This is a genomic window from uncultured Chitinophaga sp., assembly GCF_937898475.1.
Classification (GTDB): Bacteria; Bacteroidota; Bacteroidia; order Chitinophagales; family Chitinophagaceae; genus Chitinophaga.
This window is the reverse complement of sequence record NZ_CALEJS010000010.1, coordinates 218,849-235,805: the sequence shown is the minus strand read 5'-3', so window position 1 is coordinate 235,805 and position 16,957 is coordinate 218,849. Positions and strand designations below refer to the sequence as shown.

Sequence of the window (16,957 nt, the reverse complement as noted above, 5' to 3'; positions counted from 1 at the left end):
ACCGTGATTACCAGTTATTTAAAAGCGCAACGCACCTTAATATGTCCGTTAAAGGACAGTGAGCGTCCGGAATCATAGCATGCATGGTCTTTCACCGGAAAAGAAAAGCATGAGGGCCTGACAGGATGCACTTATCTGCCAGGCCCTCATGCCTGTTGATCTTAAAACTTATGCTTATTGTATCTTGATCATGTTGTTGTAACGGTCTATATCTGCCATACGCTGACTGGGATCGATCTCCAGGAGGCTTAGCTCCCGCAGGGGAACACCCAGTTCTACATCGTAGGTAGGATGCGTCCATGCCCACCATTCGTGTGTGATGCGTTTGGTATTACCTTCCTGCGGTTTTTCACCGAACATCAGTGACAATGGAATATAGTGCAGCACTTTTGATCCGTTTGTGGTGGTTACCATCAGATCAATGGGCATGGGCATATCGCCGATCCTGCGCAGGCGCACTACCGCTTTGCCATTTTTTTCGTACAGGGTATCAATACCGTAGTCAATATGCTTGAGTGTATTTACAAACAGCATACGGTACCAGTCCAGCTGCAGGCCGCTCTCCTTTTCCATTACCCGGATAAAGTCATTGGCGTTGGGATGTTTGAAGCGCCAGGTCCAGTAGTAACGCAACAAGCCTTTGTCGCGATTCTGCGTACCGATGATATACCCCAGCTGTTCCAGGAACACAGCGCCTTTGGCGTAAGCAGTGGTGCTGTAACCAAAATTGGTGTCAAAGAAATCGGAGTGTGTGCTCATGGGTTCTTCCAGCCCGCTTCTTACCAAAGCAAAGTAGCCATTATAAGATCCCGCCTGGGCATTTTCTGCCTGCAGGCTGTCAATGGTATTGTGGATCACATTGTCTTCTGCAAAGGAGGTAAAGCCTTCGTCCATCCAGGGGTAGAGGCTTTCGTTGGTGCCCAGCATCATCTGGTACCAGGTGTGCATCCATTCATGCATGGCCACCCCATAGAGGCCGCTCATTTTACCATTGCCCATAATGAGGGTAGCCATGGGATATTCCATGCCACCATCACCGCCCTGTATGAACGAATATTGTTTATAGGGATAAGGCCCGTAATGCGCTTTGATATATTCATAGGCTTTGGGCACCATTTTAGCGAGCTTCGGCCAGGTTTCTTTCGTCGTTTCATTTTCCAGGTAAAAGAAATGTGCTGTAAAGCTGTCTACCTGCTGGGTAATGTGTTTATAGTCCGGATCTGCGGCCCACACAAAATCGTGCACATTCGGCGCTTTAAAATGCCAGGTAAGGGTATTGCCCGGAGGACGGTTCACCACCGTACCCGGCGCTTCATAACCATGGCCTATCTGGTTGGGATTCTGCAAATACCCGGTACCGCCGATCACATATTTTTTATCGATGGTGATCTTTACATCATAATCACCCCATACACCGTAGAATTCGCGGGCCACATAGAAAGTGGGATGCCATCCTTCATAATCATATTCGCAAAGTTTGGGATACCATTGTGCCATGGAAAAGTCTACCCCTTCTGAGTTATAACGGCCGCTACGGCGTATCTGCACGGGCACCTGGGCTTCAAAGTCCATATCGAACACGGCTTTGGAGTGGGGCAGGATGGGTTTGTCCAGGTTCGCTTCCAGGATAGTCTCCACCACTTTAAACTGCTGGGGGCGGCCATCGCGTTTCAGTGACAGCACTTTCTGGTAGCCTATCTCATCCGGCTGCAGCTTGGAGATGCGGTCACGTACACGGGCATCCCAGTCCTGGCGGCCGTTGGGCAGCGCTTTCTTACCCAGCTCGCGGCTGCGTACATCCATCATGCTGTTAGGCTGAAATGCGTTCCAGTAGAGGTGATAGAATACCTTGTAGAGCGTATCCGGGGAGTTGTTGCTGTACTCCAGCCGTTGTTTACCGTTGAGGCGGTTGGTCTCTACATTCATCTTTACGTCCATGGTATAGTTTACCCGTTGCTGCCAACGGTCGGGCTGTGCATACAGCCCGCTGACTGCCAGTAATAATACAGGCAATGCTGCTCCTGCGATAGATAACTTCATCCAATGCTTGGTTTAATAATGCAAATTAAAAATTCCAGGTTCCAAATCCCAAATTCGAAATGATGGGCGCGCATATCTGCGTATTTCCGGGATGTGGCATACGGGACCGGGCATTTCAGGAACTACTTCCCCCTACTATTACCACGATCTCCCCTTTTACCCCCTTATCTTTGAAATGGGCGTGCACCTCTTCAAGGCTGCCACGTGCATGCTCTTCAAACATTTTGCTGAGCTCACGGCATACACAACAGGGCCGTGCAGCGCCAAAATACTGGATCAGGTCTTCCAGCGTTTTCACCAGGCGTTGTGGAGATTCGTAGAAAACGATGGTACGTTCATCCTGTGACAGTGCTGTTAACAAGGTATGCCTGCCTTTTTTAAGAGGCAGGAAACCTTCAAATGTAAACCGGTTCATGGGAATACCGCTCACCACCAGGGCGGGCACAAAAGCGGTAGCGCCGGGAAGGCATTCTACAGGCACGCCGGCGCGTATACATTCCCGTACAAGGAGAAAACCGGGATCAGAAACACCAGGTGTTCCCGCATCTGTTAGCAGGGCCATGGTTTTACCTGCCTGCAGCTGCTGCAAGAGGTGCTGCAGCACTTTATGTTCATTATGCTGATGATAGGGAGTAAGTGGCTTGTTGATATTATAGTGCTTCAGCAGTACGGCGGAGGTACGTGTATCTTCTGCCAGGATCAGTTCCGATTCTTCCAGCACTTTTACAGCGCGGTAAGTAATGTCGGCGAGGTTGCCGATGGGAGAAGGAACGATGAAGAGCTTGGACATCGGCTGTTAGCTTTTAGCTGCCAGCGGTTAGCGGTCAGCTTTTGTGCGTAGCTAAGAACTAACGGCTAAAAGCTAACAGCTAACAGCCAATAGCTTATTGAATATTTATTTCGAAAAATTCCATTACCTGGTTGGCCAGTAACTTCTGACAGGCGTTTTCAGCCAGCTGCTGGGCCTCTTCTTTGGAAGCGGCATCTATTTGCAGGGTAATGTGTTTGCCGATCCTTACATCGTGTACCTGTCCGAGACCAAGGTTCTTCAAACCGCTCATCACCGCTTTACCCTGTGGGTCGAGCAATTCTTTCAGTGGCATCACATTAATGTGCGCAGTAAATGTCATTGTGCTAAAAATTTTGAGTGCAAACCTAACTAAAATAGTTGAGAGTTGTCAAGTGCTTAGTTCCCTGCAGGAGCGCTGATCTTTCCGGGGGGCGCTACCAGCGAGAGTACCACATAGCAAATGAATGCAAAAGGTACGGCGGCATAATGCAGTACCGGGATGGCCGCCAGCACCAACAATGCCAGCAGCAGTCGCGGCCAGTTCTCTGCAGGGCGCAGGCTTTTGAACTTGAGGCTGATCATTGGTATTTCTGCCACCATCAGGTAACAGAGTACCACAATTGCCACGTACAATACCCAGATGTTCAGCAGCCAGGGCCCCAGGTTAAAGGAATTGTACAACAGGATCAGTGGAAAAGAGGCTACCAGCAGGCCTACCGCAGGTGTAGGTACTCCTATGAAAAAGTCTGATTGCCGCGTATCAAGATTGAACTTGGCCAGGCGGTACGCCGCAAAACAGGGCACCAGCAAGGCCGGGGCCAGGTTGAAATAAGATACATCGAACACATCTGGTTGCTGCATATAGGCGCTGCGCAGGAGGCGGAACAGGATCATGCCCGGTACGACGCCAAAGCTAACCACGTCTGCCAGTGAATCCAGTTCCTTGCCCATGGGCGATTGTATGCCCAGCCAGCGGGCCACGAGGCCGTCAAAAAAATCGAGCACGCCCGCCAGCACTACCAGGCCGGAAGCCCAGTATACCGGCTCCGGATTGGTCACCGTATATTCAATACCGTTAAACTCCGCGATATACTGCGGCGCATGTAATATGAAAATAATGGCGAGAGCGCCACAAAAGAGGTTTCCCAATGTAAGGACGTTAGAAAGCTGCTTCATTTTACAGTCATCGGCCCGCAGTTAAAACATTATTGCGGTGATTTTTACACATAGATAATAAATTATTTGAAACTATTACGGACAACCCTGCTATTTCTTCATCAGACTTTCAATCTCATCTGCGGTAATAGGTATGTTCTTCATCAGGTCTACATTGCCATTGGCGGTAATCCAGATGTTATTTTCTATGCGTATGCCCATTTTCTCCTCTTCTATGTAAATGCCCGGCTCTACCGTTAGCACGGCGCCTTCGGGAATAGATTGCTGGAAAGAGGGGGCCAGGTCATGTACATCCACTCCCAGGTGATGGGAAATACCGTGGTACAGGTACTTGCGATAGGCCGGACTTTCGGGGTCCTGGTTCCTGATGTCTGACTCTGTCAGCAGTCCCAGCCGCACAAATGCCTTCCCGGCTTCCACGCCCACCATTTCATGGTATTTCGCAATGGTGATGCCGGGTTTGAGAATAGATTTTGCGTAGTTGTGGAGATGCAGACAGGCATCATACACCTCGCGCTGGCGGGGAGTAAAGCGTCCGTTCACCGGCACGGTACGGGTAAGATCTGCATTGTAACCGCCATAGGCAGCGCCAAAGTCCATCAGGATCAGCTCTCCGTCCTTACACTCCTGGTTGTTGGCTATATAATGGAGTATACGTGCACGGTCGCCGCTGGCGATAATAGAATTATAGGCTTCCCCGGTAGCCCTGTTGCGAAGGAATTCATGGAAGATCTCTGCGTGGATCTCATACTCCCACACGCCCGGACGGATAAAGCCCAGCAGCCGGCGGAAGGTTTTCTCCGTAATATCGATGGCCTGCTGCATCACCTTTATTTCTTCCGGCGTTTTCACCACGCGGGTGGCCTTCAAGATCGGGGCTGCACGCAGGTAATGATGGAGGGGATACCGTGCCTTCAGCTCTTCGGCATAGCGGTAATCCCGCACAGGTACCAGGCTGGCCTTACGGTTATTTTCATTCGTATTAAGATAAATGTTTTCCGCCTCGTGGATCCACTGCTGCAGCAGGGGGTCCAGGCTGTCCAGCCATACGATGGTGGAGATACCGGAGATAGCTTCGGCCTCCCCTTTGCGCAGGCGGTGACCGTCCCATTTCTCCTTCATTTCATTGGGGCGCACCAGCACCAGTACCTCGCGGTACTTGGGATCAGGATTATCCGGGTAGAGTATCAGCATGGTATCCTCCTGAACAATACCGGTCAGCCAGTAGAGATCCGAATTCTGTTTAAAGGTATAGAGTGCGTCGCCGTTGGAAGGCAGTTCGTCATTCGAATTAAAAATGGCTATAGACTGCGGTTGCATTTTGGCAGTAAAGCGCTGACGGTTTTTCACAAAGAGCTGCGGGTCCAAAGGCAAATACTTCATAATTGTTTAATGTTTAGCGGGTTCAAAGCTACTTTTAAATTCCAAAATCCAAATCCGAGATTCCAAATCCCAGATTCCAAAACCCAAATTCCAAAAAAATGCGGAGATATTAGTGGCTGTTGCCAGGAATTTGTATTGGGGGCAGGAATCTGGTGTGGGAGTTTAGATTTTGGAATTTGTTATCCTGTAATCGAATCCATTTGATAATTTTCAATATAAAGCCTGTAAACACTTCATAATAACTAAATTTAGCCAAAACAGGGGCCGTAAATTTGAAAATATCAAAAATTCCCTAGTTTTGCTATTACACCAAAACAATCTTGCTGTATGCAAATGAGCAGCGTAAGAAATCCTGCAGCTGAACTGCGGGAGTTAGGAATAGCAGATACAGCCAACATTTATCATCAGCTTTCTCCCAGCCAATTGGTTGCACAAACAATAGCCCGCCGGCAAGGCATATTGGCAGATAACGGAGCGTTGGCTGTTAATACCGGAGCGTTTACCGGCAGATCCCCCAAAGACAAATTCATTGTGAAGGACGGGCATACCGCCGCCACTGTTAACTGGAACGAATTTAACCAACCCATTACCCCGGAGTTCTTTGATATGCTGTACCGGAGGATCACCCATTATTTTTCCGGGAAGGATGTATGGATGAGGGACTGCTACGCTTGCGCAGATTCCGAATACCGTACCAATATCCGTGTGATCACAGAAACACCCTGGGCTAATCTGTTTGCCTACAACATGTTCCTTCGCCCCACCGAAGAGGAAGTAGAATACCAGGATAATGACTGGACCATCATCCAGGCTCCGGGATGCCTGGCCGATCCAGCCACAGATGGTACCCGCCAGCACAACTTCTCTGTAGTGAACTTTACAAAGAAGATGATCCTGATCGGCGGCTCTGCCTACACAGGCGAGATCAAGAAAGGTATCTTCACCATTCTTAATTATGAACTGCCTCATTATAAAGGGGTATTGAGCATGCACTGCTCCGCCAACCAGGGCAAAGACGGCGATACCGCAATCTTCTTTGGCCTGAGCGGCACCGGTAAAACCACCCTGAGCGCAGATCCTGATCGTAAGCTGATAGGAGATGACGAACACGGATGGTCTGCAACCAACGTTTTCAATTTTGAAGGCGGCTGTTATGCCAAATGCATTGGCCTGACGGAAGAACATGAGCCGCAGATCTTCCATGCCATCCGCCAGGGAGCGCTGCTGGAAAATATCGGGTTTTACCCAGGCACCACAACAGTGAATTATGCGGATAAGGACATCACAGAGAATACCCGCGTGTCTTATCCTCTATATTATATTGACAACGCACTGGAAACATCCATTGGCAGTATCCCCAAAAATATCTTCTTCCTCACCTGCGATGCTTACGGCGTATTGCCGCCAATATCCCGGCTTACGCCCGAGCAGGCCATGTATCAGTTCATTTCTGGTTACACCGCCCGCGTAGCAGGTACCGAAACGGGGATCACAGAGCCGAAGTCTACTTTCAGTGCCTGCTTCGGGGCGCCGTTCCTACCGCTGCACCCCGCTAAATATGCGCAGATGCTGGGAGAAAAAATGCAGCGCCACCAGGTAAATGTATGGCTGGTGAATACCGGCTGGACCGGCGGTCCTTACCTGGTTGGTGAGCGTATCAAACTACGGTACACCCGCGCGATGATCACAGCGGCTTTAAAGGGAGAACTGGACAAGCTGGCTTACAAGGAGCATAACATATTCGGGTTTGCCGTTCCGGAAATGTGCCCCGGCGTACCAGCAGATATGCTGGACCCGCGCACCACCTGGGCTGATCCCGTTGCGTACGACAGGCAGGCCAGCAACCTGGCGGCTCAGTTTGTACAGAACTTTGAAAAGTATGCCGCCCAGACACCGGCGCATATCCTGGCAGCAGCACCGAAGGTAGCCATATAGCCATCAGGTATTAAAGTGCTGAATAGCAGGCATTACCGTTATAATTGCTTTCAGTTCTGCAGATACCCGTTACAACATAGTTTCGATTGCTTTCAGATTTTTAGCAAAAAGGTTAAAAAAAATTTGTAGAAAATTTAACTATTTAAAAAATATGCCTATATTGTAGGCCTTGTGCTTTTATAATTTCCACTAAACCATCAACTGTAAGTTCACGTATAGCGTATTCCACCGCTTCGCAAAACAAGTTCCAGTAATTCATCGTAATGATTTGACACAGGAACTTGTTTTGCGGAACTTACGCCGAACCCATCCTCCCGCCCCTTTTCCTGCTCATCAGCGTTTCTCCGGTAAGTATTATAAGGTTTAATGATCATTGCTGCCATTTCTTTTACTTCGTCTTTCCTTTTCTTTCATTAAGATTCTTCAGCAGGCTGCTGTTTACCTTATTATTATTTAATCTTACCTTTGCGCATGCAAATTTTAGACGGTAAACTTGTATCAGAGGCGATTAAAGCCCAGCTGGCCACCAAAGTGACTGAATTAAAGCTCACCGGGAAAAAAATACCTCACCTGGCAGCCATCCTGGTTGGCAATAATCCGGCAAGTGAAACTTATGTTGCGTCCAAAGTAAAATCCTGTGCTGAAATAGGATATAACAGCACGTTATTACGCTTTGACGAACAGATCTCAGAGAAACACCTGCTGGACAATATTACCCTCCTGAATGAAAATGCCGATATTGACGGTATCCTCGTACAGCTGCCTCTTCCTAAACATATCAATGAAGAACTGGTGATCAATACCATTGATCCCAGTAAAGATGTGGATGGCTTCCATCCCATGAACGTAGGTAAAATGGTAAGCGGCCTACCTACCTTCATCCCGGCCACGCCCTACGGTATCATGCTCATGCTGGAGCACTATAATATTGCCACCAAAGGCAAACATGCCGTGGTGATAGGGCGCAGCCATATTGTAGGTACGCCCATGAGCATACTGCTGAGCAGGAACACCTATCCGGGTAACTGCACAGTCACCTTATGCCATTCGCAGACGGCCAACCTGAAGGAGATTTGCCTCCAGGCAGATATTATCATAGCCGCTATCGGCAAACCCAACTTTGTAACGGCCGATATGGTAAAAGATGGGGCCGTTGTGGTTGACGTAGGTATTAACCGTATTCCGGACGCCAGCAAGAAGAGCGGCTCCCGCCTGATAGGTGATGTGAAATTTGATGAGGTAGCGCCTAAATGCAGCTACATCACCCCGGTACCCGGCGGCGTTGGCCCCATGACCATCGCAGCCCTGCTGAAAAATACCTACCACGCTTCCCTGGGACAGAAAGTGCTGATGAATTAAGGCCACAGACATAAAAAAATAAGGACCTTTGAGAAAAGTTTGAAAGTTAAAGGGTTTAGAAGTTCGATGGTGTTCATGCGAGTAAGCCACCTTCAAACTATAAATATCAAGAATGACAACGGCAGATACACACATTACTGTTCAGGCAGACATGCTGCCCGTGATGGAACAGTTCTACACCATTCAGGGTGAGGGCTACCACCAGGGGAGAGCAGCATATTTCATACGCCTGGGCGGTTGTGATGTTGGCTGCCACTGGTGCGACGTAAAAGACAGCTGGGACGCTGCCCGGCATCCGCTGCAGCACGTAAACAGCCTGGCAGATGAAGCTGCCCGCTACCCCGGCCGCATCGCCGTTATTACCGGCGGAGAGCCCTTAATGCATAAGCTCGACGACTTATGCAAGGCACTGCATAAACGCGGTTTCCGCACCCATATGGAAACCTCCGGCTCTTCCCCGCTGAGCGGACAATGGGACTGGATCACCCTATCCCCCAAGAAATTCAAAGCTCCCCTGCCGGAGATCTGTGCAAAAGCACATGAACTGAAAGTGGTGATCTTCAACAAATCAGATTTTGCCTGGGCAGAAAAATATGCCGCCATGGCCAATAAGCACTGCAAACTCTACCTGCAGCCAGAATGGGAGAAAGCCGCTGAAATGACCCCGCTGATCATCGATTACATTAAAGATCACCCCCAGTGGGAACTTTCCCTGCAGATCCACAAGTATATCAACGTACCATAAGGGTAACGAACCAATGTGCTGATAAAGGAAAATATTAATGTATATCTTCGCGTTAATCCACTACCAGCACATTGCACATGAGATCTATATTCCTCAGCTATATCCTGTTAAGCTGCCTCTTCGTTCAGGCACAGACCGTAACGTACGAAACCGCCAAGAAAAAAGCACAGGCCAGCTTTGATAAGGCGATCCTGGCCGTCAGGGATTATGACGATGCTGCAGCCGTTGGCTATCTGCAGGAAGCCATCCGCATTGAGCCCAATTTTGCCGATGCTTACGGGCAACTGGGTATCACCTATGTGACGATGAAAAAATACAAAGAGGCCATCAACAGCTTTGAAAAACTGAAACAGCTGGACAGCAACGCCCTGCGCCCCGCACTGGTAGCCTACTCCCGCGCTTTAGCCGGAACCGGGCAATTCCAGGCGGCCCTGCAGCAGATCGAACAGTACATGATGGCTGGTAAAACCAACAACCCAAAAGCCGCCGGCTTAAAGACCAATTACGAATTTGCCGTGCAGGCAGCGGTACAGCAGGTGCCTTTTGAACCGCATAACCTGGGAGACCATATCAACTCAAAAGATCCGGAATATTTTCCCAGCCTTACCATCGACGATAAAACGCTGATCTTTACCCGCCGTGTGAATGGCAAGAATGAAGATTTCTTTATTTCACAACGTGACAGCCTCCAGTGGCAGGCCGCCACTGACATGGGTGAACCGGTGAACAGCGCGTTCAATGAAGGCGCACAGCAGATATCACAGGATGGTGAAATGCTGGTGTTCACGGGTTGCGAGTTCCCCGAGGGTAAAGGCAGCTGCGATATCTACTACTCCATCAAAACGAAAGATGGCTGGCAGGCGCCCCAGAATATAGGCGCTACCGTTAATACACGCGACTGGGAATCACAACCCTGCCTGTCTGCCGATAAACAAACGCTCTACTTTACCAGGGAAACACCAGACGCAGGCACCGATATCTTTATGAGCCGCCGCCTGCCCAACGGACAATGGGCGCCGGCAGAACGCCTGGGTCCCACTATCAATACCAGGGGCCGCGAAACCACTCCCTTTGTACATGCAGATAACCAGACCTTGTTCTTCGCTTCCAACGGCCATCCCGGCTACGGAGGTATGGACATCTTTTACAGCCGCCGCCAGGCAGATGGCAGCTGGGGCCCTGCCACCAACCTGGGTTATCCGATCAATACTATAGATGAAGACGCCAGCCTGATCGTAGCGGCAGATGGTAAAACCGCCTACTTTGCCTCAGACCGCTCAGACAGCCGCGGCGCACTTGATATCTATAGCTTTGAGCTGTACCCTGATGCCAGACCACTGCCCACGCGCTATGTGAGAGGTTATGTTTACGACGCCAAAACACAGCAGCGCCTCAGCGCCGACATGGAGCTTACCGACCTGGAAAGCGGCTTTACCGTAGCCCTGGTAAAAAGCAACGACAGCGGCCAGTACCTGGTGCCTTTACCACTCGGAAGATCTTATGCTTTCAACGTGAACAAACGCGGATACCTGTTCTATTCAGATAATTTTTCACTGCCACAGGAGCAAACCGCCACGCCTCCTGAAAAGAATATTCCGCTGCAGCCCATCGAAGCCAATGCCACGATCGTACTGCACAATATCTTCTTTGAAAGCAAACAATACACGCTTCAACCAGCGTCCCGGATTGAACTGGACAAACTGGTGAAACTACTGCAGGATAACGCCGGACTGGTTACTGAGATCAGCGGACATACAGATAATGTAGGCGCCGATAAAGACAACCTGCTGCTGTCTGAGAACAGGGCAAAAGCCGTAGTGAACTATCTCACACAAAAAGGCATCGCCGCTTCACGCCTGCGCGCCAAAGGTTACGGAGAAACAAAACCCGTAGCAGACAATAACACGGAAGAAGGAAGAGCACAAAACAGAAGAACTGAGTTTAAAGTAATCAGCCTTTGATCAATGTTTTGTGGGCTTTGAGGGAAATCTTAACTTAGTGAAAAGTAAAGAACGTCCATGTTTGAGCCTACAGCATTATTCTACCAGGTAGCCCTTACCTGCATCCCCCAGATCGGCGATGTTACCGCTAAAAAGCTGATCACTCATTTTGAAAGCGCCGGCGATATTTTCAAGGCCCGGCAGCGTGAACTGGAACGCCTGCCGGAAATAGGCGCTGTACGCGCCACCGCCATCAAACAGTTCCGCGATTTTAAGCGTGTAGAACAGGAGCTCCGCTTTATTGAGAAGTTTGACATCCAGCCGCTTTTCTATACAGACCCCGGGTATCCGCATCGGCTCCACCATTGTGCAGACAGCCCCTTACTGCTGTACTTTAAAGGCAATGCCAACCTGAATGCACCCAGGATCGTAAACATCATCGGTACCCGCAACCCCAGCAGGTATGGCAGGGAAATATGCCGGGAGATCGCTGCCGGGCTGGCGGCAGAGGGCATTACAGTGGTGAGCGGACTTGCCTATGGTATCGATATCGTTGCACACCAGGCAGCCCTTGAACACCAGATGTGCACGATAGGCGTACTGGCGCATGGACTTGACCGTATCTACCCAGCGGCACACCGGTCTACCGCCACCGCCATGCTGGAGAACGGCGGCCTGCTTACGGATTTCATGAGCATGACCCTGCCCGATAAACAGAATTTTCCCAAACGGAACAGGATCGTAGCCGGTATGTCTGATGCCACCATTGTAATAGAAAGCGGACTGAAAGGCGGCTCCCTGATCACCGCACAAATCGCCAACAGCTATAGCCGGGATGTGATGGCTGTTCCGGGGCGAACAACAGATCCTTTCTCCGGCGGCTGTAATGAACTCATTAAAACCAACCAGGCAGCGCTTATTACGAGCGCAGAAGATGTACTGTTACTCATGAACTGGCACACCGCTCTTAAACCTAAACCTGCCGTGCGTCAGCCCTCCCTCTTCCTGACGCTGAATGAAGATGAGCAGCAGGTGGTATCTCTTTTCAACGAATCCACTGAACAACATCTCGATGAACTTATGCACAAATGCCCGTGGCCGGGCAGCCGGCTTACCAATACACTGCTGCAGCTGGAAATGCACAATATGATTGAAAGCATGCCGGGGCAGCGATACCGGCTTACGGTGAACGCTTAATGCGGAAAGCAGAACGCGGAACGCTTAATGCGAAATGCATAATATGTTCAGCATTAGCCCTTTATCCTTCAGCTATTGACGTTCCGCGTTCTGCATTCCCCCCGCGTCCTTCAGCATTTTTTTCTAATTCAGTAAATAGCCGTACATTTGCGTGCAATTATTTTTAAACAGACAAATAATTGCACCATGCCTGCAGGGAAAAATAAACCGAAATTTGTAGATGACGGCCTTACATTTGACGATGTCCTCCTGGTCCCGGCCTATTCTGAAGTATTGCCTCGTGAAGTAAACATCTCCACCCAACTTACCAAACAACTTAAGCTAAACATCCCCATGGTATCTGCTGCCATGGATACGGTTACTGAAGCCAACCTGGCTATAGCGCTTGCAAGGGAAGGTGGTATTGGCATACTGCACAAGAATATGAGCATTGAGAAACAGGCAGAACAGGTACGTAGGGTAAAGCGTAGTGAGAACGGCCTGATACTGGACCCGGTAACGCTGGAAGCCAGCGCCACCATCGGGCAGGCATTACAGCTCATGAAAGAGAATGGTATTGGCGGTATTCCGATCGTAGATGAGAACAGGAAACTGGTAGGTATCCTTACCAACCGTGACCTTCGCTTTGAAAGGAACGCCAAACGCCTGGTAAGTGATGTGATGACCAAAGAGAACCTGGTAACCGCTCCTGAAGGCACTGACCTGAAAAAGGCGGAAAAAATATTACAGCAATACAAGATCGAAAAGCTGCCCGTAGTAAGCAAGCAAGGTAAACTGGTCGGTTTGATCACCTACCGCGACATCCTGCAGCTCACCAGCTATCCCAACGCCATTAAGGACGAATATGGCCGCCTCCTGGTAGGCGCCGCCCTCGGCATCACCAGCGATGTACTGGATCGTGCATCGGCATTGATACAGGTGGGTGTGGATGTTGTTTGTCTAGACAGCTCTCATGGTCATGCCATTGCAGTGCTGAACAGCCTGAAGAAACTGAAAAAAGCATTCCCCAAACTGCAGGTGATAGCAGGTAACGTAGCTACCGGAGACGGCGCCAAAGCCCTGGTAGACGCTGGTGCAGACGCTGTTAAAGTAGGCGTAGGCCCCGGTTCCATCTGTACCACCCGTGTAGTGACCGGTGCAGGTTTCCCGCAATTGTCTGCCATCATGAACGCCGCCGGAGCACTAAAGAAAACCGGCGTACCGGTGATCGCAGACGGTGGTATCCGCTATACCGGCGATATGGTGAAAGCCCTGGCAGCAGGCGCTTCCTGTATCATGGCAGGTTCCATCTTTGCAGGTGTGGAAGAAAGCCCCGGCGAAACCATCATTTACGAAGGCCGTAAATTCAAATCATACCGCGGTATGGGATCTGTGGAAGCCATGCTGGAAGGCAGCAAGGACCGCTATTTCCAGGACGAGGACGATATCAAGAAACTGGTGCCGGAAGGCATTGTAGGCCGCGTTCCCTACAAAGGCACCCTGTCTGAAGTGATCACCCAGTTTGTTGGCGGCCTGCGTGCAGGTATGGGCCTCACTGGTTCCAAAGACGTTAAAGCCCTGCAGGAGGCACAGTTCATCAAGATCACTCCGGCAACCGTGAAAGAGAACCACCCGCATGATGTGGTGATCACGAAAGAAGCGCCGAACTACAGCAGGTAGAGTATAGAGCCCATGATCAATGCTCCATGCCAGTAATGTAAGCGAGAAATGTTCAGACTAAATAAAATGTAAAGGAGCTGGGAAATTTCCCGGCTCTTTTCTATTTATTCCATTTATTCCATGCACGATCGACCCGTCGTCTGCTGACTTTCATCCATCGATTTTTCACGCCCTGTTAACATCAATACCTTATTTTTGAAAACTATTGCATGATATATGGCTCAACGTAGATTCCCATCTTTTCTTCCCTGGCTGCTGAGCATCGGCAGCGGCTTGCTGTTGTGGGCGGCCTGGCCCACCTCGCCGCTCACACTGCTGATCTTCTTCGCTTTTATACCATTGCTGTACCTTACAGACCTGGTACAAAACCGCTGGGGTTACTTTGGCTGTATCTACCTGGCCATGCTTATATGGAACGCAGGCACCACCTGGTGGGTTGGCAATACCACTGTTCCTGTGAGCGGCATACTGGCCAATATCACCAATGCGCTGATCATGACCGTTCCCTGGATGGGATTCAAGAGCAGCCGCAAACGCTTTGGTTACGCTCTCAGTTATTTCGCACTCATCGTATACTGGTTAACGTTTGAATACATACATCTCAACTGGGAACTGAGCTGGCCATGGCTCACGCTGGGCAACGCTTTTGCCATGCACCCGGGATGGATACAGTGGTATGAATACACGGGCGCCAGCGGAGGTACCCTGTGGATACTAGGCGTTAATATTGCCTTGTACAGCTGCTGGCAGAAAGGCCGCAATTATCCCGCTCCGCTGTCAGATGCCCTCTGGAAAGAAGGATGGAAACCAGCTGCCGCCATAGTGGTACCCCTGCTGCTAAGCGGCGTGGTGTTTTTTTCCAACACTAACATCCTGAACGTACCCAAAGGCCGCACACTGCCCATTGTGGTGGTACAACCCAATATTGACCCGTACGATAAATTTGCGGACGGCGCAGAAGGAAAGCAGCTGGAAAAATTTATCCGGCTCACAAAGGAACTGGCAGATAGCAATACTGCCTATATCGTATGGCCCGAAACCGCACTGTTCCCGCACGGCGCCTGGGAACATACGCTGAACGAACAGCCTGTGATCCAGGACATACGGGATCTGCTGAAGCAATACCCAAGGGCCAAACTCGTTACCGGCGCCACCACGCTGAAACATTACACCAGTAAGGATGAAGCCCCCTACTCTGCCAGGAAAATGGAAAACGGCGGCTATTTCGATGCGTTCAATACCGCCCTGCAGATCGATACTTCTGCTGCCATACAGATCTATCATAAGTCCCGCCTGGTGCCGGGCGTAGAACTGATCCCCTACTCCCGCTATCTCTCCTTTATGGAAAGCTGGGCCCTGGATATGGGCGGCATCAGCGGCAGCTATGGCCGCAGCCCGGGCGTGGAGATACTGGAAAACCCGGAAGAACAGCTGAAAGCATTTCCCACTATATGTTATGAGTCCATTTATGGCGAATTTGTTGCAAGACATGTAAGACTGGGCGCCAACCTACTGTTCATCATCACCAACGACGGCTGGTGGGGGCGTACGGAGGGGCACCGGCAGCACCTGCAGTATGCGAGGCTGCGGGCCATAGAAACCCGCCGCTGGATAGCGCGCAGCGCCAATACCGGGGTATCCTGCTTTGTTGACCCGATGGGGCAGATACGGCAGGCCCAGCCATACTGGGAGGAGGCCGTGATAAAGGCCAATGTAACACCAGCACACTCTTTTACGTTCTATGTGAAGTATGGTGACCTTCTTTCAAAGGCTGCAGTGATATTTTGTATATTGTTATTAGTTTACTCGACCGTTCTGCGGTTCACTAACAGGAAAGGATATGTGGAAGGAAATTAACCATCAGGATGCCATAGGCGCCTACCAGCTAACAGGAGAAGGCGCCCCCATTGTACTGATTCACGGTTTCCCGGAAAACAGTACTGTATGGGAACGGCAGCAAAAGCATTTGAAGGGGCAGTTTACCGTAATTACGCCCGACCTGCCCGGCAGCGGTAATTCGCCGCTCACCTACCCGCTTAGCATTGAGAGCATGGCAGATTTCGTACACACCATACTGTTAGCAGAAGGGATTGACAAAGCTGTGATAGCGGGCCACTCTATGGGAGGATACATTGCGCTGGCGTTTGCAGAGAAATATCCCGACCTGGTGCAGGGCCTGGGACTGATCCATTCCACCGCCGCAGCAGATACCGAAGAAAAGAAGGAAGCCAGGCGTAAGTCCATTAAACTCATGGAACAATATGGCAGTGAGGCTTTTGTACGCCAGGCAATGCCAGGCATGTTCAGCCCGGCTACCAAAAGAGAACAGCCCGCCCTGGTTGACGCACTGATACAGTTGGGCATGCAGTGCAAAGTGGAGGCGCTTATCGCCTACTATGAAGCAATGATAAAACGGCCGGAACGGAAAACAGTTTTGCAAAAGATCGCCGCACCGGTACTGTTCCAGATAGGAAAAGATGATACCGCTGTGCCTATGGAAAGTGTGTTACCGCAGGTAACCCTGCCCTCCCGCAGCAGCATCCATATTTTTGACAACACAGGGCACATGGGCATGTGGGAAGTGGCGGATGAGTGCTCGCTGGCATTGCAGCACTTTGCTGAATACTGCCAATTGTGACATTTGAAAGTTTGAAGGTGGCACCTAACAAGTGCTCTTTCAAACGCTCAAACCTTAAACTTCTAAACCCTTTTTGACGTTCGTGAAACATCTTT

Annotated in this window: 13 protein-coding genes; 8 read left to right on the top strand and 5 right to left on the bottom strand. The window is 50.2% G+C overall.

Annotation, left to right across the window (positions count from 1 at the left end; genetic code table 11):
* Positions 1-174: 174 nt before the first annotated feature.
* The 5 genes from Q0577_RS01375 to Q0577_RS01355 form a co-directional block, all read right to left on the bottom strand.
* Entirely contained in the window at positions 175-2,040 is a 1,866-nt protein-coding gene (locus Q0577_RS01375; RefSeq protein ID WP_298732034.1) for a M1 family metallopeptidase, read from the bottom strand.
* Between the two features lie 115 nt (positions 2,041-2,155).
* Positions 2,156-2,830: a 16S rRNA (cytidine(1402)-2'-O)-methyltransferase gene (rsmI, locus tag Q0577_RS01370; protein WP_298732032.1), complete on the bottom strand. Its 675-nt coding sequence runs from the start codon at positions 2,828-2,830 to the stop codon at positions 2,156-2,158.
* 94 nt (positions 2,831-2,924) lie between these two features.
* Positions 2,925-3,170: a phosphoribosylformylglycinamidine synthase subunit PurS gene (gene purS / locus Q0577_RS01365; protein WP_298732030.1), complete on the bottom strand. Its 246-nt coding sequence runs from the start codon at positions 3,168-3,170 to the stop codon at positions 2,925-2,927.
* A 56-nt stretch (positions 3,171-3,226) separates the two neighbouring features.
* Positions 3,227-4,006, bottom strand: a complete 780-nt coding sequence (locus tag Q0577_RS01360) for a CDP-alcohol phosphatidyltransferase family protein (protein ID WP_298732028.1) — start codon at positions 4,004-4,006, stop codon at positions 3,227-3,229.
* A gap of 90 nt (positions 4,007-4,096) precedes the next feature.
* The gene (locus tag Q0577_RS01355) at positions 4,097-5,389 is read right to left on the bottom strand and encodes an aminopeptidase P N-terminal domain-containing protein (protein WP_298732026.1); all 1,293 of its coding nucleotides are present in this window, start codon (positions 5,387-5,389) and stop codon (positions 4,097-4,099) included.
* Between the two features lie 327 nt (positions 5,390-5,716).
* Between Q0577_RS01355 and pckA the strand changes: the two genes are divergently transcribed.
* The 8 genes from pckA to Q0577_RS01315 all read left to right on the top strand — a co-directional run bounded on the left by pckA (position 5,717) and on the right by Q0577_RS01315 (position 16,862).
* Complete coding sequence (pckA, locus tag Q0577_RS01350) at positions 5,717-7,324, top strand: phosphoenolpyruvate carboxykinase (ATP) (RefSeq protein ID WP_298732023.1); 1,608 nt, start codon at positions 5,717-5,719, stop codon at positions 7,322-7,324.
* A gap of 471 nt (positions 7,325-7,795) precedes the next feature.
* On the top strand, positions 7,796-8,683 hold the full coding sequence (folD, locus tag Q0577_RS01345) for a bifunctional methylenetetrahydrofolate dehydrogenase/methenyltetrahydrofolate cyclohydrolase FolD (RefSeq protein WP_298732021.1): 888 nt from the start codon (positions 7,796-7,798) through the stop codon (positions 8,681-8,683).
* A gap of 112 nt (positions 8,684-8,795) precedes the next feature.
* Positions 8,796-9,428, top strand: coding sequence for a 7-carboxy-7-deazaguanine synthase QueE (locus Q0577_RS01340; protein ID WP_298732019.1), 633 nt, complete (start codon positions 8,796-8,798; stop codon positions 9,426-9,428).
* Between the two features lie 77 nt (positions 9,429-9,505).
* Complete coding sequence (locus Q0577_RS01335; RefSeq protein ID WP_298732017.1) at positions 9,506-11,389, top strand: OmpA family protein; 1,884 nt, start codon at positions 9,506-9,508, stop codon at positions 11,387-11,389.
* Positions 11,390-11,446: 57 nt separating this feature from the next.
* The gene (gene dprA, locus Q0577_RS01330; protein WP_298732015.1) at positions 11,447-12,565 is read left to right on the top strand and encodes a DNA-processing protein DprA; all 1,119 of its coding nucleotides are present in this window, start codon (positions 11,447-11,449) and stop codon (positions 12,563-12,565) included.
* 186 nt (positions 12,566-12,751) lie between these two features.
* The gene (gene guaB / locus Q0577_RS01325) at positions 12,752-14,224 is read left to right on the top strand and encodes an IMP dehydrogenase (protein ID WP_298732013.1); all 1,473 of its coding nucleotides are present in this window, start codon (positions 12,752-12,754) and stop codon (positions 14,222-14,224) included.
* A 216-nt stretch (positions 14,225-14,440) separates the two neighbouring features.
* Positions 14,441-16,081 (top strand): apolipoprotein N-acyltransferase, encoded by a 1,641-nt coding sequence (gene lnt, locus Q0577_RS01320; protein WP_298732011.1) that lies wholly within the window; start codon positions 14,441-14,443, stop codon positions 16,079-16,081.
* Entirely contained in the window at positions 16,065-16,862 is a 798-nt protein-coding gene (locus Q0577_RS01315; RefSeq protein ID WP_298732009.1) for an alpha/beta hydrolase, read from the top strand. The genes lnt and Q0577_RS01315 overlap by 17 nt, the downstream gene beginning before the upstream one ends.
* Positions 16,863-16,957 lie beyond the last annotated feature (95 nt).